The organism is Streptococcus sanguinis (assembly GCF_019929225.1).
GTDB classification, from domain to species: Bacteria; Bacillota; Bacilli; order Lactobacillales; family Streptococcaceae; genus Streptococcus; species Streptococcus sanguinis_J.
Window position 1 is genome coordinate 642,250 of record NZ_JAHZPA010000001.1, and the last position, 18,275, is coordinate 660,524.

Consider the following 18,275-nt stretch of genomic DNA (forward strand, 5'->3'; position numbering starts at 1 on the left):
GGATTTATGTAGCTTGTTGATTATCATTTATATTCTTTATCTACAACCTTGATATCTCTATACCAAATTTCAATTCTTTTAGTATATCTTTTTGCAATTTTTTCATCGTAAATTGATTTCAACCAATCTACAAAATTTTTATCAAATTTTTCTCTATTAATAATTTGATTTGGTGTTCCTTTATTATTAGAATTACTAGATGTTTGATCATCAAGTTGAGAAGATAGTGAGGGAATTTCTATTTTAATTTTTTTATAAGGCTTACTTTCAAAATAATTTGTTTCTTCAGTAGATATTTCCACACCTTTTACATTAATAAAAATACCATCTAGATTTAAGTCTTGCTTCAATAATTGTCTTTCTGAATATTTATTATAACCCAGAAAAATTGAAATAAATAAAGCAGTAACAATTAGAGGAAAGCAGTATTTTTTAACTAATATCATTTTACTTCCTCCACTTTCAAACTTTTATCTACTAAAACAGGTGTATCGTCATCCTTCAAATCATACTCAACATACAATTTATATTTTTTCTTACCAATGCCAAAGACCCAACCACCTTCATCCATAAATTTTCCTATAATCTTAACACGGTTGGATGATGGTTTGAAATCAAAATCAACATTATCTTGATCCCCAATTTTTTCCCATTCATTAAATTTTACGTTTGATTCATTCCAAATTTTCTTTTGTAAATCGGCTAGTATCTCTTTCTTTTGAACCTTGGATAAATCTTTGAAACTGCTAATCTTTTCCCCATCTTTCCAGCCAACAACTAATTCTCCGTCATAGAATATTTTATAAGTGCCAGCAGATTGAAAACTTGTATCTTTGTTAAATGATGATTCAAAAGCAGTTTTTAACTGACTTCTATTTGAATCATCATCAAACAGAGGAGAATAATTAATTAGTTTTGGTATCGAAATATCAATTTCTTTCGCTTCTTTGCTACTAAACCAACTAATAAAACCATTTTGAGAAATAACACCTACGTTACTCCCTATAATTGAAGAATAGGCATCTCTCACATTATTTTTTGCACTTATTTCTTGTTTTTGTTGATTCCAAGGAGATAATGAATTAAATAAACTTCCTAAAGATGGAATCCCTATGTAAATAACAGCAAAAACTAAAACAATAACAAATATAAATAGAGAAATAAAATTTGTAATTGCAGTTTTTATTTGATTTATTCCTAATTCAGCAAATTGAGATATAAACCTTGAGATAAGATTTTTTGACTTTGTTTGACTCCTATTTTTTCTTTCCATAATTTTCCCTTTAAACTTTTCCTAAATATATATTTATAAGCAAGTTGTTTGATGAAGTTCTCCCTTATTACTTCCGCTTCTTCTTGTTTTTCTTCATTTGCTTGGCCATTTTGTTCATGCTGCGACGCATTAGAAATTCTCCAGCCTTCCCTTTGAGGCCGCCACCAAACATTTGGCTCATATCCGGCATGCCGGCTCCTCCTAAGCCTGACATATCTGGCATACCGCCTTGGCCCATCATGCCTTCCAGAGCTGACATGTCGGGCATTCCTCCGCCACCAGGCATGTTCTTAGGCATGTTGTTTGGATTGAGACCCATTTGCTTCATCATCTTGCTCATATCGCCTGACAGAACGCCCTGCATCATCTGCTTAGCTTGATTGAAGTCTTTGATAAATTTATTGACATCAACGAAACTGTTACCTGAACCATTAGCAATCCGACGGCGACGGCTAGGACTCAGCAAGTCAGGATTTTCCCGCTCAGCCGGTGTCATAGAGGATACGATAGCACGTTTGCGGGCAATTTCTTTCTCATCCACTTTGATATTCTTGAGGGCAGGATTATTGGCCATACCTGGAATCAGCTTGAGCAAATCTTCCATAGGTCCCATACCTTGAACCTGATCCAGCTGATCAATAAAATCATTGAAATCAAAGGTGTTTTCCCGCATCTTTTCAGCCATTTCAAGCGATTTTTTCTCATCGTATTCTTGAGAGGCTTTTTCGATCAGAGTCAGCATGTCCCCCATGCCCAAAATCCGGCTGGACATGCGGTCTGGGTGGAAGGTTTCGATATCAGTGATTTTTTCACCGGTACCAGTAAATTTAATAGGCTTACCAGTAATCTGACGGACAGACAGGGCTGCACCGCCACGGGTATCACCATCAATCTTAGTCAGGATAACCCCGGTCACTTCCAGCTGGCTGTTAAATTCTCGAGCGACATTAGCCGCTTCCTGACCAATCATGGCATCTACAACCAAGAGGATTTCATTCGGATTAGCCAGCGCTTTGACATCTGACAGCTCCTGCATGAGCTTTTCGTCAATCTGAAGGCGACCAGCCGTATCAATCAGGACATAGTCATTGTGGTTGGCTTTCGCTTGCTCCAAACCTTGACGGACAATCTCAACAGCTGGAACTTCCGTACCTAAAGCAAAAACAGGTACATCAATTTGCTGTCCAAGTGTTTTCAGCTGATCAATAGCCGCCGGACGGTAAATATCCGCCGCAATCATGAGCGGGCGAGCATTTTCTTCTTTCTTGAGCTTATTAGCAAGCTTACCAGCAAAGGTGGTCTTACCAGCCCCTTGCAGACCAACCATCATGATAATAGTCGGTATCTTTGGTGACTTGATAATCTCAGCAGTATCAGAACCCAAGATAGTTGTCAGCTCTTCGTCAACAATCTTGATGATTTGTTGCGCTGGATTGAGGGTGTCGATAACCTCATGACCGACAGCGCGCTCACGGACTTTCTTGATAAAGTCTTTGACAACCGGCAGAGCAACATCGGCTTCTAAAAGGGCCAGACGAATCTCTTTGGTTGCTTCCTGGACATCGCTCTCTGAGATTTTCCCTTTTCTGCGTAGATTTTTAAAGACGTTCTGCAAACGTTCTGTTAAACTTTCAAATGCCATTTTTTATTTCTCCTAGTTTCTATTTCAATCAATTCAGTGGAAATTTTCCAAAACGAGTTAAACAAGCGTATTCCTCAGCAGAGACTTCTTTCATAATCTCATTTGGGTAGCCCCAGCAGTTGAAGCCTTCTTGCATTGCCTTAGAAAGATCGTCAGGGGAGATGATTTGTACCCTGGCAGGAAAAGATTCTTCCAACTCTAACAACCAACAAGACATTCCTTTGTATATCACTTGTTTAGGCATGGTCACTCTCGGTTGTCAATACCAGACAGAATCCCAATTTGCTCCTGCAGATAGCTGTCGTCAGGGTATTTCTCTGTAATCTGGTCAAATATCTGGCTTCTAACAATGTAGTCCGAGTACATGTGCAGCTTTTTCTCATAGTCTTCCAGAATCTTCTCTGTCCGTTTGATATTATCATAAACGGCCTGACGGCTAACACCAAACTCCTCGGCAATCTCCGCCAGACTGTAATCATCTGCATAGTAGAGTTCAATATAGTTCATCTGCTTGTCAGTCAAAAGCGCCGCATAAAACTCAAAGAGAGCATTCATTCGGTTTGTTTTTTCAATTTCCATAAGAAACATTATACCAGAAAAGCATGATAAACTCTAGTCTGACAAGGGAAATAAACACTCGAAATATGAGATTGCAAAACTTCAATCAGCTTTTTCTTCTGTGTAAAAGACAAGTAAAAAAACTCTTAGTGATAACCAAGAGTTTTGCAATAATTAATTGTTTTCCAAATAAAATTCAAAACGATCGCCGACATACTGGCTTTTTACATATTCAAAAGCTGTACCGTCATCAAAGTAAGAAATCTGAGTCAGTCCTAATATAGCATGGCCGCGGGGAATATCAAGGTAATTGGCGATTTTTTCCTTAGCCAGCCGAGCATAAATCGTCTGCTGGGACTTGCCGATTTTATAACCATGTTCCTGCAAGGTCTGGAAGAAATGACTGGTCACCTCTTCTTTTTTGAAATTCTTAATGAACTTCTCTGGAATTGAAGCCACCTCGTAGACCACCGGCAAATCGTCAGCATAGCGGACCCGCTCCATCCGAATGACATTTTCTGCCTTATGGATGCCTAGCTTCTCCACTTCCTGCTCGCTGGGCAGGGTACGCCGATAAGAAATAAGCTGGCTGGATGGCGTTTTGCCTTGCGCCTTCATGATTTCCGTGAAGCTGGTGGTGCCGCGCATTTTCTCCTGAACACGTGTGCTGGCTACGAAGGTACCACTGCCGACCCGACGCTCTAGCACCCCCTCATCAACCAAGAGCGTAATGGCCTGACGCAGGGTCATACGGCTGACCTTAAAGGTTTCGGCTAGATCTCGCTCACTGGGCAGGCGCTCTCCAATCTCCCAAACGGCATCGTCGATGTCTTTCTTAATCTGATCATGAATTTTGATATATGCGGGCAACATGTTGACTCTTCTTTCTTATTTGGTACCTTCCTTTATTTTAGTACCAAATACTTCAAATGTCAAACTAAATGATAAAGATTAGCTCTCAAATGCTTGCTTTTCTCACGATTCTAGCTGTTTAGCCAAATAAAGACTCATATTCGTTTTTTCATCACTCTTGCTCCTTATTACCTTGGAAAAATTCCTTTTTTGTGATAAAATGAGGGGAAAAGATTACTTCTTTTAAGAAAGGGAACAGATGACAACTAGAACTGAATTGCAAGATGTCGAAAAGATCATCGTGCTTGATTACGGCAGCCAGTACAACCAGCTGATTTCACGCCGCATTCGTGAAATCGGTGTTTTTTCTGAGCTAAAGAGCCACAAGATTACCGCTGACGAAGTCCGTGCTATCCAGCCTATCGGAATTATCCTTTCCGGCGGTCCGAATTCTGTATATGAAGACGGCTCCTTTGATATTGATCCGGAAATTTTTGAGTTGGGAATCCCGATTTTGGGAATCTGCTATGGTATGCAGCTGTTAACTCACAAGCTGGGCGGCAAGGTTGTTCCTGCTGGTCATGCTGGAAATCGTGAATACGGTCAGTCAAATCTGTCACATACTGCTAATTCCAGCCTTTTTAACGGTACGCCTGAAAGCCAGTTAGTTCTTATGAGCCACGGAGATGCAGTAACAGAAATTCCCACTGACTTTGTCCGTACTGGTACTTCTGCTGACTGTCCTTTTGCAGCTATTGAAAATCCAACTAAGAAAATCTACGGCATTCAGTTCCACCCTGAGGTTCGTCATTCAGAGTTTGGTTATGATATCCTGCGCAACTTTGCTCTTGATATTTGTGGAGCCAAAGGCGACTGGTCTATGGATAACTTCATTGACATGGAAATTCAAAAAATCCGCCAAACCGTTGGTGACAAGAGGGTGCTGTTGGGACTTTCTGGCGGCGTAGACTCTTCTGTTGTCGGTGTTCTTTTACAGAAAGCAATCGGTGATCAACTAATCTGTATCTTTGTGGATCATGGTCTTTTGCGTAAAGGCGAAGCAGATCAGGTCATGGATATGCTGGGTGGCAAATTTGGTTTGAATATCATTAAGGCAGATGCTGCTAAACGTTTCCTTGATAAACTAGCTGGTGTCTCAGATCCAGAGCAAAAACGTAAAATCATTGGAAACGAGTTTGTCTATGTCTTTGACGACGAAGCTAGCAAACTGAAAGATGTAAAATTCTTAGCTCAGGGCACACTTTATACCGATGTCATCGAATCCGGTACCGAAACTGCTCAGACTATTAAATCTCACCATAACGTTGGTGGTCTTCCGGAGGACATGCAGTTTGAGCTGATTGAGCCGTTGAACACACTTTATAAGGATGAAGTTCGTGCTTTGGGTACAGAGCTTGGTATGCCTGATGAAATTGTCTGGCGCCAGCCATTCCCAGGACCAGGACTTGCTATTCGTGTCATGGGAGAAATCACTGAGGAAAAATTGGAAACGGTTCGCGAATCTGATGCTATTCTCCGCGAAGAAATCGCCAAAGCTGGTCTTGACCGCGACATCTGGCAATACTTTACTGTTAACACTGGCGTCCGATCTGTTGGTGTCATGGGTGACGGTCGGACCTACGACTACACAATTGCGATTCGCGCTATCACTTCTATCGATGGCATGACAGCTGACTTTGCCAAGATTCCTTGGGATGTTCTGCAAAAAATCTCTGTTCGCATCGTCAACGAGGTGGATCATGTCAACCGCATTGTCTACGATATTACCAGCAAACCACCTGCAACTGTAGAGTGGGAGTAACAAACAAATCTTATTTTAAATGATAACTGTAAAAACAAACGAGGCTAGGACTAAAATGTCCTAGCCTTGTTTTACATAGTCTTGGAATTAACCGCCAAACAATCCTTTAAAGAAGTTGACAATGGCATTCCAGATATTAGAAAAGAAATTACCGCCTTCTTGAAGGAGGCCGTTTGCATCAAAGTTAAGGTTAATATTGTTAAAGGTATCCCCTGCCTTTGAAACAATGCTGTCTTTCAAGTCACTAAGTGTCTTTGTAAAGTCAGAATCCGTAATGACTCCACTGTTTGAAAGATTGACAGCGAAATTCACGATGAGGTTTATTTGGTCACTGGTCACTGACTGAGTCAGACCGTAGTTTTTCAAGGTTTCTTCAACAATCTTACGGACATCATCAGCTGTCAGATTGCTGTTGTTCTTCTTAGCATTGGCGACAGCCGCTTTGATATCAGCCAGAGCTACGTTGAGCTTGTCTGCGTCATAGCCTTCCTTACCTGTGTTTTCAGCATTGATACCAGAAAGGGTGGCCAGTTCTTCCTGCGCTAGGTTTTTATTTTCCTGAGGAATGGTCGCACCGTTATCTTCTAGAGAGTAGTAAATCCCTGCCAAGGCGCTCTCACCTGTTACCGGAATTGGTGCTGCAACAGTAATCTGCGCGTGCTGAACACCCAGAGTAACAGCTGCATTGCGATACATATCTTCTGTAACCTTAGTGATGTTTTGCGGAGTGACAATTTTCACCTCTAATGGCTTATTGCTGCCTAACTTCTGGATTTTTACAGAAGAATAAAGCTGCAGGCTAGGGTCGTTGGCAACATCCATGATTTTAGAGTAGACTTCTGGAGTCATGGTCTTGAGAGGCTTGCTGTCGCTGGATGAATTGTAGCCCAGCATCTGCAAGGTCTGCTGTTTTTGGCTTTCATCCAAGGAATAACCCAGCACATACTCAGGTTGCACGTAAGTCTCATCAATGACTTTCTGAACATTTGAATCGGCAGCTGCGGTCGATACAGTAAACAGAGTAGCCAGCAAGGCTCCTGCTGTCATTAAAGTTTTTTTGAATTTCATATTTTTTCCTCTTTTCCTCCCGCCATAGTTTCCCAAATTCTATAGCTTTTTTTATAGAGCAAACTTCTTTCTGAGTGACTCGAATTTCTGTTTCTTGAGCTTGTGATTTTCGCTCCTTTTGATGTTCAGAGTGCTTCAGGTAAGTTGCTGCAATGATGGAGTTATTATTATCTCATCCATTAAGGGCTTGAGATAATAGATACATTTTACAACATTTCTCAAAGAAGTTCAAAGAAAAAACAGTCACTGGATTTGCTTGCCAGTAACTGCTCTTTTCTACTTTTTCCAAAGGAAGTCAATCAGTAATTCGTCTACTTCTGGATTTTCATGCAATTGACTGTGCTGAGCCAACTGACCTGTGATTTTCTTTTCCTGATAAGATTTAGCATTTTCAACTAGGAGATACTTGAGGCTGCGGGAAGAGGTATTGAGTACGGAGCCGTCGGATTCGTTTTTGAAATCGCCGTAAATATTTAGAACATCAACTTGCTCTTGTGGATATACTTCTCGTAATCCCAGTAGTTTTTGATAAGTCTGGCTCATAGCACTAGGCTGGCCAGTTTGGTCGTCTAGGATTCTCAAATCTTCAGGCAAGTCCCTTTCTTCCAAACCATTAACATGGTTGGCAATATTGACCTGCTTTTGCAGCTCGGGCAGCTTTTCATCCTGACCGTTCTCCAGCATATAAAAGAGGATGGACATATTCCCCATCGAATGGCCTACCAGATTCATCTTATCAAATCCATAAGTCTCTTGTAGCTTGCGAATCACAGCTGTTGCATATTTGCCATCTTGAGAATAGTCGGCATTGCGGTTATCTTCATAGTTTACCTTGATAATGGGATTGATAGCACCTTTCGGTATCTCGCCTAATAAGCTTACTTGCCCATTTTTACTGACATTTGCTGTGATAATTGTCTGAGTGACTCCAGCTTTTTTGGCTGCTTCTGCCATATGATTTTCAGAATTAGAGCTGGATCCAAAACCGTGGAAAAACAAGGTCGGCGTTGTTGACTGCACAAATTGTTTTGTATTGAGGTTAGTGGCTTCTTTATGGTTGTAAAAAGCTGTTAGACCGGCAATTGTCACCAAGACCAGAATCAGGAGCTTAAAAGCAAGTTTCTTGTTCATTTTTCATTCCTTTTTATGATAGATGTACAAAATTATATCATGTATCTATCATGGTTACAAATATCTGGATTATTACTTCACCATCAAAAAAGAAAGAAGCTTAACTACTTCTTTCTAAAACCATTTTAAGAGGCGCATGATATGCATGTTCATCTTGACCTGACGGGAATAATAATAATTACCGCCGTTGATATAGAGCTCTGGTCCGTGAAAAATAGAGATCAGGTTATAGTAGCCGTAGGTCTTGCCTGTTACATTTCCTAAACTTGGCGCTACTACATCTTTGGAATATTTCTTAGCCAGCTCTAGCGTATTTTCACCACCGTTTTTAGCGACGTAGTCGATATAGGACTGACCGAAATTATAGGCTTGTACTGCTGTCCAAACATCTACCTTTTTCTCGCTGGCTAACTCTAGGTTATCAGACAGGGTCTGGACGCCCTGGCGAATACTTTCTTTGTTATCCGTGATAGCATTAGTCTGACCAGTCGCACTTTCACTGGACTGCATGACATCAGTGTCTTTTCCCTTGGTCTCTGTATAAATCATGGCCAGTACCAATTCTTCATTGGCCGCTGTATCCTGCTCGTCCAGCACTTCTCTGACTAAGCTCTGATACTTCATGACCTGCTTGACATCATGATGAAACTGATAAATCTTGTAGCCGGCAAAGAGCACGAAAAGGACTAAAATCAGTCTTCTTAGAAATTTAAACATTATTTATTTTGGATATCCTCGATGTTCTTAATCAAAATAGAATAGGTCCCATTATCGTTCTGGATAAATTCTACTGACTCTGCGTCTTGATAGATATTATTAGGAACAATGAGCTCAATTCCGTTTGAAAGGGAGAGTTTCTGATTTTCGAACTTTTTCTTCTGGCGGCTACTATCAATCTCATCAAATTTGACTGGCTCAGGAATAGCTTCCTTGACTTGGTCAATAAAGGTAAGTCGGGCAGTTAGATTGCTGTCAAAAAGATCATCGGCCAGTTTCTCAGGCGACAATTCGTCGTTTTCTTCCAGATTTTTGAAAATACTGGATTTGACCTTGGACTGGAACTGAAAATCGTCTTTGTTAAAACTTTCGGCAACTTTTTGAGCAGTCTTCTCAAGTGCTTTGATTGATTTCTTGGCTGAAATTGTCGGATTGACCTGCAAGAGATTGTCTGACATATAATTGAGAAAGGCACCGTTATACTTGATGCGCTTTTCAATCAGATGGTACTTGCGAGATTTGAGATTGATGACCAAAGCCTCGTCTGCACCTGTACCAAAGCCAGGTAGATTGTTCTGCGTCAGCTTGATAGGATTGTCCACCTCACCCCCTAAGTGGGTCAGAGTTTCCCGCAGAGCAATCCGCAGAAAAGCAAAGTGCTCCACACCTTCTTTGTCAAACTGGACAAAAATCAGATCGTTGGTTTTCTGATTTTCACTGACAGAAAACTCCTCCTGCCAGAGCTTAGCCACTGTCAATGATGTTTCCAGTAAGTCGTCTGAAAGCTGGGCTAAAAAGACGTTTTCGGGATCGAAAACACCTGTTTTAGCATCGTCAGAGTAGACCCGCTCAATCTTCTTGCGCAGGTATTCTTCAATCTTAGGAGTAATGTTGAGAAACTTATCCGCCAGCAGCAGTTCGGTATCAGCTGGGCTGAATTGATGAATAATCGCTTTTTTTACGTAAATATCCATCTTAGTTCAAGCCCTCATAGAGTGGAAAAGTGTCCGTTAGTTCACGAACTTCCGCCCGCACCTGATTCAGCACCGCTTCGTTTTCAGCGTTTTCCAGAGCCTTGATAATGAGCTCGGCTACCTTGATGCTTTCTGTTACACCAAAGCCTCGAGCTGCAATAGCTGCAGTACCGATACGAATTCCGCTAGTCTTAAATGGTGACAAAGTCTCGTAAGGGATGGAGTTTTTATTAAGCGTAATATTCACCTCATCCAAGAGATTTTGCGCTACTTTCCCATTTTCTACAACCTTAGTGACATCAACCAAGAAAAGATGATTTTCAGTACCGTCAGAAATCACACGGAACTTATCATGCTGACGGAAGACTTGGGCCATAGCTTGGGCATTATCCAAAATCTGCTGGGCATAAACCTTGAAAGCTGGGTCAAGCACTTCTTTAAATGCAACTGCTTTGGCTGCAATGACATGCTCCAATGGTCCGCCTTGAATGCCTGGGAAGATGGCTGAGTTGATTTTCTTAGCCAATTCTTCATCATTTGTCAAAATCAATCCACCGCGAGGTCCGCGCAAGGTCTTGTGGGTCGTCGTCGTTGTGATATCTGCATAAGGTACAGGGCTAGGATGGAGGCCTGCCGCGACCAATCCAGCGATGTGAGCCATATCTACCATAAGCTTGGCACTTACTGCATCAGCGATTTCACGGAACTTTGAAAAGTCAATGATATGAGAGTAGGCTGAAGCACCTGCCACAATCAGCTTAGGCTGAACCTCTTTGGCTTGCTGGAGGATGGCATCAAAGTCAAGTAACTCCGTATCTGGGTCAACACTATAGGATACAAAATTGTAAGTTTGACCAGAGAAGCTGACTGATGCACCATGAGTCAAGTGGCCGCCCGCAGATAAATCCATACCCATAACTGTATCACCTGGCTCAATCAAAGCCATATAAGCAGCACAATTAGCCTGGCTGCCTGAGTGAGGCTGAACATTAGCAAACTTGGCACCAAAGATTTCCTTGGCACGCTCAATTGCCAGACTCTCAATCACATCCACTACATCTGTCCCACCATAGTAACGGCGGCCTGGGTAGCCCTCAGCGTACTTATTGGTCAAAATAGAACCTTGAGCAGCCATGACAGCTTTAGAAACGACATTTTCTGAAGCGATCAGCTCAATATTATGCTGCTGACGTTCTTCTTCTTTAGCAACTGCTTCCCAAATCTCTGGGTCAAATGCTTTGTAGTTTTCTTGGTCAAAAATCATAAGGTGTCTCCCTTCTTTTGCGAAAATAGGACCTTAGGTCCTAAAAGTTAAAATTTTATATCATTTACTTGGGCGAGAATATCCTCGCGAGTGATTGCCCCTTGGCGTGAAATAAGAGCCTTTTCTCCAGACAAGTCCAGAATAGTTGAATCCTGACCTGTCAGAGCAGCATCATCTTCTACACCTGAGACCTCCTCTTGAAAATCCATCATAATCTGCTGGAAAGAAGTTCCACTAGCTTTTCCAGAAAGATTGGCGGATGGACCAATCAAGGGCCCGTACTTTCGAATCAAATCTAGGGTAACCGGATGTTTAGGAATCCGAAAGCCTACAGTTTTCATATCTGAATTTATCCAAGTCGGCACTCGGTCATTGGCTTGGAGGATAATAGTCAGCGGCCCAGGTAGAAAGGCTTGGTAGAGTTGATCTAGATAAGTGGGCTGGTTCTTAGAAAAGGCATAAATCTCTTCTAAACTACCCACATTAAGATTAAGAGCTTTGTCGCGAGGTCTTTGTTTTAATTCGTAGACTCGCTCAACAACCTCTTCATTCAAAGCCTGGGCAAAGAGGCCATAAACAGTTTCGGTGGGCAGGACAACTGCTCCGCCTGCTGCTAGAGTCTTTTCTATCTTATCCATTGTCCATCGCCACCATTCTATCTTTGCCAAATTGATCTTTCAAGACTCGGATTCGTTTTTGAGGGAAGTGTTTTTCCAGCAACTCCCTGACACCGTCACCTTGCTTGTAACCAATTTCCAGATAGATTTTTCCTATTTTTGTCAGATAGTCTCCTGCCTGCTCGGCTATTTTCCGATAGACGGCATAGCCATCTTCCTCAGCAAAGAGGGCCATGTGAGGCTCTGAGGTCAGAACGTTAAGTCCAACTTCATTCTTATCCGCTTCTGAAATATAGGGCGGATTAGAGACGATAATGTCAAAGTTCCCACTGATTGCATCCAAGCAATCGGATTGGACAAAAGCAAGGTTAAGTCCGCATGACTGAGCATTTTCTCTTGCCAAGGAAAGAGCATCGCTTGATAGATCAGAAGCAGTAATCTGCCAGTCTGGACGGCCATTTGCCAGTGCAAGAGCAATGGCTCCGCTACCCGTTCCGATATCCAAGACAGACAAAGAACTTTCAGGATTTTCTGACAAAATCAGCTCCACCAGCTCCTCTGTCTCAGGCCTTGGAATCAACACACGCTCATCAACCTTGAGACTCAAACCTAGAAAGTCACTGCTCCCAATGATATACTGGGCTGGCCTATGAGCAAGCAGCTGCTCTTGAATTGCTTTTAGCTGTTTATGGTCTTCCTGTCTGACTTCTGTCCGAAGTTTGAGAACAAAGTCGGTAAAGGAGAGCATATTGAGAGCCCGATAAACGAAAGACAAGCTTTCTGCTTCTTCTCCCGCTGCTAGCAGCTCTTGCTCTAGCTGCGCCAAATATTGAGCCAGCATCATTATTTATTCAGCTCTTCTAGTTTTTGCGTTTGGTCATATAGAACCAGAGCGTCAACGACTTCATCCAGTTTGCCAGCTAAAATCGTGTCCAGCTTTTGCAAGGTCAAACCGATACGGTGATCTGTCACCCGGTTTTGCGGGAAATTATAGGTGCGAATCCGCTCTGAGCGATCGCCTGTACCAATTGTGGACTTGCGCTCTGCATCCTGCTCATCTTGAGCAATTTGAGCAAAGTGGTCTGCTACGCGGGCTCGGATGATTTTCATAGCCTTATCTCTATTCTTCTGCTGGGTCCGCTCTTCCTGCATTTCGACCTTAATATTGGTTGGCAGATGGACGATACGAACAGCAGTCGCAACCTTATTGACGTTCTGTCCGCCTGCACCAGATGCGTGGTAGATGTCAACGCGCAGATCTTTAGGATCAATGTCGTATTCTACTTCTTCGATTTCTGGCATAACCAAGACAGTTGCCGTCGAGGTGTGAACGCGACCTTGGCTTTCGGTTACAGGAACCCGCTGTACGCGGTGAGCGCCAGATTCATACTTAAGCTTTGAGTAGACCGACTGACCTGAGACCATAGCGACCACTTCCTTGATCCCGCCTACACCATTATAAGAGGCCTCCATGACTTCGAAGCGCCAGCCTTGGCTTTCAGCATATTTTTGATACATCTGCAAGAGGTCTCCTGCAAACAACTGCGCTTCGTCTCCTCCTGCAGCTCCGCGGATTTCAAGGATAATATTCTTATCGTCATTTGGATCTTTAGGCAAAAGAAGGATTTTTAGTTTTTCCTCGTATTCTTCTTTTTCAGCCTTGGCATCTTTGAGCTCCTGCTTGGCCATTTCTTCTAAGTCAGCATCACCAGAGGCGTCTTTTATCATTTCTTCAGCGTCTGTGATGTTTTGCAGGACTTTTTTATACTCACGGTAAGCTGTCACTGTATCGCGGGTGCTGGCTTCTTCCTTAGAAAGCTCCATAAAACGCTTGGTATCGCTGACTACATCAGGGTCGCTTAGGAGTTCACCAAGTTCTTCATAGCGATCTTCAACTGCTTGTAACTGTTCATAGATGTTCATAGATTTTTCATCATCTCCTTTTTTCTATCGTTGGATTACTTAATATCGGGGTTAAAATAGTGCTTGCGGCAGACTGAGATATAGGTCTCGTGGCCGCCAATTTTGATCTGCTCACCATCATAAACAGGCTTTCCGTTATCAGTCCGTAAAACCATGGTGGCCTTACGAGAGCAATATTGGCAAATGGTTTTAATCTCCTCAATCTTGTCAGCCAAGAGCAAGAGGTGCTTAGAGCCTTCAAAAAGTTCATTGCGAAAATCATTTTTTAGACCAAAAGCCATAACCGGAACATCCAACTCATCCACCACTCTAGCTAAATCATAGACATGGTGGCGTTTCAAGAACTGAGCCTCATCAATCAAAACACAATAAGGTTTTTCAGGCAGCTGCCGGATATAGCCAAAAATATCGGTCTGTTCTTCAATAGCCATAGCATTCCGCTTCATACCGATACGACTAGAAACGACACCAAAGCCGTCACGTGTATCAACAGCCGAGGTCATGATAACCACGCTCTTGCCTTGTTCTTCATAATTGTGGGCCACTTTTAAAATTTCAATGGTCTTGCCCGAATTCATTGTGCCATATTTGTAGTATAACTGAGCCATAATTTAAATCTTTGCTAATTCACTATCTCCATTTTTACTTCACATTATTTTACCATAATTCACTACTCTTTAAAACCTCATTTATGATAAAATAATGATAACGAAATAAAGGAGGCAGAAAATATGCCATTTGTTAGAATTGATTTGTTTGAAGGACGCACTCTAGAGCAGAAAAAAGCTCTTGCCAAGGAAGTAACTGAAGCCGTTGTCAGAAATACAGGCGCACCTCAGTCTGCTGTCCATGTCATTATTAACGACATGCCTGAAGGAACCTACTTCCCACAAGGTGAAATGCGGGAAAAATAAAAAAGACAAGCCAGCGGTTTATGGAGATTTAACCTGCTGGCTTTTTTCTATGAATGATTCCTACTGTTATCTCTTATATTCTCAAATTCTTTAATTAATTTTTGATACCAATAAAAACTATCTTTTCGAATCCGCTCTAGACTACCACCTTCTTCCTCATCGCGGTCTACATAAACAAATCCATAGCGCTTGCCATAGCCGTTGAGCCATGAAAGTAGATCTGTGAAAGACCACGTACAATAGCCGATGACTTGGCAACCATCTTCTATGGCATTTTGTACAGCTGTAATATGCTTATCAAGATATTCAATCCGATATGGGTCATGGATCTTTCTATCTTCCGTTAAGGTATCATACTCTCCTAGCCCATTTTCAGTTATCATAATCGGGATGTCATATCTGCTGGTAATCCGCCGTAAAGCAATTCGTAAACCAATTGGATCTATTTCCCACTCCCAGCTAGTACGCTCTAAGTGTTCGTTTGGCACATGCTTAAACTGGTCCGGCTCACCAGCTTCAGCATTCGGTACATTAGCAGCAAAAGTATGAGATTGGTAATAGTTGACACCAACGAAATCTGGACGACCAGCTTTTAAAATCTCTAAATCTCCTTCTCGGATATCTAATTCTATACCGAATTGATTTCTCAAATAAGCTAGAGCTGTCCTTGGATAACGTCCCAATAAATAAGCATCCATCCAATACCAAACATTGACATCCAAAGATTTCTCCATGGCTAGAACATTTTCTGGCTGATTATCCAGAGCATAAAGGACAGGAAAAGCAAAGCTTGGACCGATTTGACCTTTTATTTTCAAATCATGGAATCGTTTGATAATCGTTGCATTAGCCAAGTTGACAATGTGATTCACCTGGTGCATTAACTGAATATTTTTGATTCCTGGTGGAAAACGACCATCCCGATAACCTAGTCCAACAAAGACATTTTGCTCGTTAAGTCCAATCCAATATTTCACTCTATCTCCAAAGTTTTTGAAGAGAACCTCTGCATAATACAGGAAATCGTCAATTATCTTTCTGGATTCCCAACCGCCGTACTCATCTTGCAGTACTTGAGGCAAATCCCAGTGATAGATTGTGATAATGGGTTCAATATTATATTTGAGAAGTTCATCAATCAGATTTGAATAAAATTCAATCCCTTTCTGATTGACCTCTCCTCGTCCCTCAGGCAAAATACGGGTCCAAGCAATAGAAAATCGATAAGCTTTCAGACCCATTTCTGCCATCAGTTCAACATCTTCTTTATAGTGATGGTAATGGTCCACTGCCACGTCGCCAGTCGTGTTTTTAAAAGTCCTATTAGGCTGGCGAACAAAGACGTCCCAGATAGAAAGACTCTTACCATCTTCATCCCAAGCTCCTTCAACTTGATAGGCAGCTGAAGCCGATCCCCAGAGAAAGTCTCTGGAAAATTTTGTTACATCAATCAAGCTGCTGCACCTCCTTTGGCTTCTATTGCTTCCGCTTCAGCTTCTTGCTTAACCAATTGCTCTTCGTATTTCTTGAAGAATGGGTAGTAGATTAACATAGCTGGTAAAATCAAGATATAATCCCAAACGAAGTTTTGCCAACGAAGGGTTGTCAAGTAGTTGCTGAATCCCATTGGCAACTGTGCACTAACCACTATCCAAGCAGGAATAATAAAGCCTGTTTGGTAAGCAAAATAAGTCAAGATCATCATAATTGGCACATTGAGTACATAAGGGATGCAAAGAATTGGGTTGAACATAATTGGCATACCAAATGTTACCGGCTCATTGATACCAAACCACCCAGGAATGAGCGAAATCTTAGAAACGGCACTAATTTGTTTGGATTTTGAGCGCAAGCCCATCAGGACCAGGGCCCAGGTATTTCCTGTACCACCAACTAAAGCCATAGAAGTGTAGAGCAAAACTGGGAAGAATTGCATTGGCTGACCTGCCGCATGAAGAGCAGCATTTGTTGTTGCTGCTTGAATACCAAGTGGAGAAATGATTGGAATGATAATGAGAGTACCATGAATGCCGAAGCACCAAAGAACCAGCGCTAACATACAAAGCATCACAATCCCTGGTACAGATGATACAGCGCCAAGCGGTGCACGCAAGAGAGCCATAAAACCAGACGGAACATTATAAGCTCCTGCTGTCAATGCTCCAATTCCAACATTCAGCAAGAGGAAGAGAGTGATGGAGAAGAATACCGGCAGAATAGAGCCGAAACTATCTTGCAGGAACTGCGGCACTACATCTGGCATCTTAATTTTAATATCTTTTTCATAGCAGAATTTTTCAATCTGTACGACTACAAAGACGATGAAGAAGCTGATGAACATACCTTGTGACCCAAGATAGTCTAACTGTAGTCCGGAGAATTTTTCAGTATCAACAAAAGCTCCTGCTACCAGCATGAAAGTAACTGCTGTATCAACCGCAGCCATAATAGGAGATTTCAATTTCAAATTCTTAGCATAATGATAAGCAAAGAAGATAGCAACCCAGATAGAAATAAAATCCATCGAATAGCGGAAAGGCAAGGTCAATGTATTATACACTGCATCCCCAGTTTTGAACCAACCTAGAGCTGTTTCATTTCCAATTGCAGCTAAGACTTGAAATAAGGAACCCACGGTAATCAATCCCAAGAGAGACCCTAATCCAGCTTGTAAAGACTGTATAAACACATTGTTGGCCAGTTTATAACCAATTTCCTGAAGTTTGGTCATAAATTTACTGTTAAAGAATTTTTCCATTAGAAAAACCTCCTTAAGATATTGCTTTAATTAATTGAAAGATATTCTTACAATCTCCCATTGCATAATCCATGGCTGGAATGGTGGCAACAGGTTTTGATACTGACTCTTTGACCGAATCAAGTTTATAAGAAACCTGAGGGCCTAATAAAATCACATCATAATCCTGAGCATAATCTTGATAGTCCATCAATCCGACCGCTTTGATATCGAGCTCAATACCTTGATCATTTGCATATTGCTCCATTTTTTTCATCAGGATGCTCGTGGACATACCAGCTGCACATATTAATAAGATTTTCATTGTCTTTCTCCTTCTCGATTGGAATACAGCTCAATCATCTCAGTGATAAGGTCAATGGCCAAAAGACTGGTCATAAAATGGTCTTGCGCATGAACAAGCAGTATACTCAACTGATGACCGTTTCCTTGTGCTTCTTCCTGCAATAAATCTGTTTGGGAATGATGGGCCTTTAAAATAACACTATTTGCCTCATCCATTAATTCCTTAGCTGCATCAAATTCTGCTAGTTTTGCTTTTTTAAGTGCTTCAAAAGCTAAGGATCGGGCTGCACCAGAATTAGCAATTAAGGACATGGCAATAATCTCCGCTGAACTATTCCATTCTTCCATACAAGCTCCTCCTTTCCAGTTGACTTCTTACCCACAGTTTACTATAGCTCTATTCCACTGTCAAAAACGTTTACATTTTCTTGATATACAGTTTTCTATCTTAGTGTATCCATTTTCAAATGCCATTCA

At 41.6% G+C, this 18,275-nt stretch carries 21 protein-coding genes; 2 read left to right on the forward strand and 19 right to left on the reverse strand.

What is annotated here, in order from left to right; genetic code table 11:
- Window positions 1–23 precede the first annotated feature (23 nt).
- From K1I80_RS03280 to K1I80_RS03305, 6 genes are all read right to left on the reverse strand, one after another.
- On the reverse strand, window positions 24–446 hold the full coding sequence (locus K1I80_RS03280) for a hypothetical protein (protein ID WP_223312896.1): 423 nt from the start codon (window positions 444–446) through the stop codon (window positions 24–26).
- Window positions 443–1,273: a hypothetical protein gene (locus tag K1I80_RS03285; protein ID WP_223312895.1), complete on the reverse strand. Its 831-nt coding sequence runs from the start codon at window positions 1,271–1,273 to the stop codon at window positions 443–445. Before K1I80_RS03285 ends, K1I80_RS03280 begins: the two co-directional genes overlap by 4 nt.
- A 67-nt stretch (window positions 1,274–1,340) precedes the next feature.
- Window positions 1,341–2,915, reverse strand: coding sequence for a signal recognition particle protein (gene ffh, locus K1I80_RS03290; RefSeq protein ID WP_002906577.1), 1,575 nt, complete (start codon window positions 2,913–2,915; stop codon window positions 1,341–1,343).
- Window positions 2,916–2,943: 28 nt separating this feature from the next.
- Window positions 2,944–3,159 carry a 2-oxoglutarate:acceptor oxidoreductase gene (locus tag K1I80_RS03295; RefSeq protein WP_125382231.1) on the reverse strand — a complete coding sequence of 72 codons (216 nt, stop codon included), beginning with the start codon at window positions 3,157–3,159 and terminating at the stop codon, window positions 2,944–2,946.
- A gap of 2 nt (window positions 3,160–3,161) precedes the next feature.
- Window positions 3,162–3,494: a putative DNA-binding protein gene (locus tag K1I80_RS03300; protein WP_032907526.1), complete on the reverse strand. Its 333-nt coding sequence runs from the start codon at window positions 3,492–3,494 to the stop codon at window positions 3,162–3,164.
- A gap of 153 nt (window positions 3,495–3,647) precedes the next feature.
- Complete coding sequence (locus tag K1I80_RS03305) at window positions 3,648–4,346, reverse strand: GntR family transcriptional regulator (protein WP_125353039.1); 699 nt, start codon at window positions 4,344–4,346, stop codon at window positions 3,648–3,650.
- A 238-nt stretch (window positions 4,347–4,584) separates the two neighbouring features.
- Between K1I80_RS03305 and guaA the strand changes: the two genes are divergently transcribed.
- Complete coding sequence (guaA, locus tag K1I80_RS03310) at window positions 4,585–6,147, forward strand: glutamine-hydrolyzing GMP synthase (RefSeq protein WP_002924707.1); 1,563 nt, start codon at window positions 4,585–4,587, stop codon at window positions 6,145–6,147.
- Between the two features lie 87 nt (window positions 6,148–6,234).
- Here guaA and K1I80_RS03315 read toward each other — a convergent pair whose 3' ends face one another.
- The 9 genes from K1I80_RS03315 to K1I80_RS03355 form a co-directional block, all read right to left on the reverse strand.
- On the reverse strand, window positions 6,235–7,215 hold the full coding sequence (locus K1I80_RS03315) for a DUF1002 domain-containing protein (RefSeq protein ID WP_002924710.1): 981 nt from the start codon (window positions 7,213–7,215) through the stop codon (window positions 6,235–6,237).
- Between the two features lie 276 nt (window positions 7,216–7,491).
- Window positions 7,492–8,346 carry an alpha/beta hydrolase gene (locus tag K1I80_RS03320; protein WP_223311425.1) on the reverse strand — a complete coding sequence of 285 codons (855 nt, stop codon included), beginning with the start codon at window positions 8,344–8,346 and terminating at the stop codon, window positions 7,492–7,494.
- 114 nt (window positions 8,347–8,460) lie between these two features.
- Complete coding sequence (locus K1I80_RS03325; RefSeq protein WP_223311424.1) at window positions 8,461–9,063, reverse strand: lysozyme family protein; 603 nt, start codon at window positions 9,061–9,063, stop codon at window positions 8,461–8,463.
- Window positions 9,063–10,037 carry a nucleoid-associated protein gene (locus K1I80_RS03330; protein WP_223311423.1) on the reverse strand — a complete coding sequence of 325 codons (975 nt, stop codon included), beginning with the start codon at window positions 10,035–10,037 and terminating at the stop codon, window positions 9,063–9,065. The genes K1I80_RS03325 and K1I80_RS03330 overlap by 1 nt, the downstream gene beginning before the upstream one ends.
- Before the next feature lies 1 nt (window position 10,038).
- The gene (glyA, locus tag K1I80_RS03335; protein WP_223312894.1) at window positions 10,039–11,301 is read right to left on the reverse strand and encodes a serine hydroxymethyltransferase; all 1,263 of its coding nucleotides are present in this window, start codon (window positions 11,299–11,301) and stop codon (window positions 10,039–10,041) included.
- A 47-nt stretch (window positions 11,302–11,348) separates the two neighbouring features.
- A complete protein-coding gene (locus K1I80_RS03340; protein ID WP_223312893.1) occupies window positions 11,349–11,939 on the reverse strand; it encodes an L-threonylcarbamoyladenylate synthase in 591 nt (196 codons plus the stop codon).
- Window positions 11,932–12,762 (reverse strand): peptide chain release factor N(5)-glutamine methyltransferase, encoded by an 831-nt coding sequence (gene prmC, locus K1I80_RS03345; protein WP_223312892.1) that lies wholly within the window; start codon window positions 12,760–12,762, stop codon window positions 11,932–11,934. Before prmC ends, K1I80_RS03340 begins: the two co-directional genes overlap by 8 nt.
- Window positions 12,762–13,841: a peptide chain release factor 1 gene (gene prfA / locus K1I80_RS03350; protein ID WP_002895522.1), complete on the reverse strand. Its 1,080-nt coding sequence runs from the start codon at window positions 13,839–13,841 to the stop codon at window positions 12,762–12,764. Before prfA ends, prmC begins: the two co-directional genes overlap by 1 nt.
- A gap of 35 nt (window positions 13,842–13,876) precedes the next feature.
- On the reverse strand, window positions 13,877–14,449 hold the full coding sequence (locus K1I80_RS03355) for a thymidine kinase (protein ID WP_223312891.1): 573 nt from the start codon (window positions 14,447–14,449) through the stop codon (window positions 13,877–13,879).
- 105 nt (window positions 14,450–14,554) lie between these two features.
- Here K1I80_RS03355 and K1I80_RS03360 point away from each other — a divergent pair, with 105 nt between their 5' ends.
- Window positions 14,555–14,755, forward strand: coding sequence for a 4-oxalocrotonate tautomerase (locus K1I80_RS03360; RefSeq protein ID WP_223313121.1), 201 nt, complete (start codon window positions 14,555–14,557; stop codon window positions 14,753–14,755).
- A 47-nt stretch (window positions 14,756–14,802) separates the two neighbouring features.
- Here the strand turns inward: K1I80_RS03360 and K1I80_RS03365 are convergent, their stop codons facing one another.
- From K1I80_RS03365 to K1I80_RS03380, 4 genes are read right to left on the reverse strand one after another with little or no spacing between them, the layout of a single operon-like run.
- Entirely contained in the window at window positions 14,803–16,209 is a 1,407-nt protein-coding gene (locus K1I80_RS03365; RefSeq protein ID WP_223312890.1) for a glycoside hydrolase family 1 protein, read from the reverse strand.
- The gene (locus tag K1I80_RS03370; protein ID WP_223312889.1) at window positions 16,206–17,513 is read right to left on the reverse strand and encodes a PTS sugar transporter subunit IIC; all 1,308 of its coding nucleotides are present in this window, start codon (window positions 17,511–17,513) and stop codon (window positions 16,206–16,208) included. Before K1I80_RS03370 ends, K1I80_RS03365 begins: the two co-directional genes overlap by 4 nt.
- Window positions 17,514–17,526: 13 nt before the next feature.
- Entirely contained in the window at window positions 17,527–17,817 is a 291-nt protein-coding gene (locus tag K1I80_RS03375) for a PTS sugar transporter subunit IIB (RefSeq protein ID WP_223312888.1), read from the reverse strand.
- Window positions 17,814–18,146 carry a PTS lactose/cellobiose transporter subunit IIA gene (locus K1I80_RS03380; RefSeq protein WP_002895529.1) on the reverse strand — a complete coding sequence of 111 codons (333 nt, stop codon included), beginning with the start codon at window positions 18,144–18,146 and terminating at the stop codon, window positions 17,814–17,816. The genes K1I80_RS03375 and K1I80_RS03380 overlap by 4 nt, the downstream gene beginning before the upstream one ends.
- Between the last annotated feature and the right edge of the window lie 129 nt (window positions 18,147–18,275).

Excerpts from the sequence above, each read along its gene's own strand:
- K1I80_RS03355 (WP_223312891.1), bottom strand. The coding sequence starts at position 14,449 with ATGGCTCAGTTATACTACAAATATGGCACAATGAATTCGGGCAAGACC.
- K1I80_RS03325 (WP_223311424.1), bottom strand. The coding sequence starts at position 9,063 with ATGTTTAAATTTCTAAGAAGACTGATTTTAGTCCTTTTCGTGCTCTTT.
- prfA (WP_002895522.1), bottom strand. The coding sequence starts at position 13,841 with ATGAACATCTATGAACAGTTACAAGCAGTTGAAGATCGCTATGAAGAA.
- K1I80_RS03300 (WP_032907526.1), bottom strand. The coding sequence starts at position 3,494 with ATGGAAATTGAAAAAACAAACCGAATGAATGCTCTCTTTGAGTTTTAT.
- K1I80_RS03295 (WP_125382231.1), bottom strand. The coding sequence starts at position 3,159 with ATGCCTAAACAAGTGATATACAAAGGAATGTCTTGTTGGTTGTTAGAG.
- K1I80_RS03305 (WP_125353039.1), bottom strand. The coding sequence starts at position 4,346 with ATGTTGCCCGCATATATCAAAATTCATGATCAGATTAAGAAAGACATC.
- K1I80_RS03340 (WP_223312893.1), bottom strand. The coding sequence starts at position 11,939 with ATGGATAAGATAGAAAAGACTCTAGCAGCAGGCGGAGCAGTTGTCCTG.
- K1I80_RS03280 (WP_223312896.1), bottom strand. The coding sequence starts at position 446 with ATGATATTAGTTAAAAAATACTGCTTTCCTCTAATTGTTACTGCTTTA.
- K1I80_RS03375 (WP_223312888.1), bottom strand. The coding sequence starts at position 17,817 with ATGAAAATCTTATTAATATGTGCAGCTGGTATGTCCACGAGCATCCTG.
- K1I80_RS03285 (WP_223312895.1), bottom strand. The coding sequence starts at position 1,273 with ATGGAAAGAAAAAATAGGAGTCAAACAAAGTCAAAAAATCTTATCTCA.
- prmC (WP_223312892.1), bottom strand. The coding sequence starts at position 12,762 with ATGATGCTGGCTCAATATTTGGCGCAGCTAGAGCAAGAGCTGCTAGCA.
- K1I80_RS03380 (WP_002895529.1), bottom strand. The coding sequence starts at position 18,146 with ATGGAAGAATGGAATAGTTCAGCGGAGATTATTGCCATGTCCTTAATT.
- ffh (WP_002906577.1), bottom strand. The coding sequence starts at position 2,915 with ATGGCATTTGAAAGTTTAACAGAACGTTTGCAGAACGTCTTTAAAAAT.
- K1I80_RS03315 (WP_002924710.1), bottom strand. The coding sequence starts at position 7,215 with ATGAAATTCAAAAAAACTTTAATGACAGCAGGAGCCTTGCTGGCTACT.
- K1I80_RS03320 (WP_223311425.1), bottom strand. The coding sequence starts at position 8,346 with ATGAACAAGAAACTTGCTTTTAAGCTCCTGATTCTGGTCTTGGTGACA.
- glyA (WP_223312894.1), bottom strand. The coding sequence starts at position 11,301 with ATGATTTTTGACCAAGAAAACTACAAAGCATTTGACCCAGAGATTTGG.
- guaA (WP_002924707.1), top strand. The coding sequence starts at position 4,585 with ATGACAACTAGAACTGAATTGCAAGATGTCGAAAAGATCATCGTGCTT.
- K1I80_RS03370 (WP_223312889.1), bottom strand. The coding sequence starts at position 17,513 with ATGGAAAAATTCTTTAACAGTAAATTTATGACCAAACTTCAGGAAATT.
- K1I80_RS03330 (WP_223311423.1), bottom strand. The coding sequence starts at position 10,037 with ATGGATATTTACGTAAAAAAAGCGATTATTCATCAATTCAGCCCAGCT.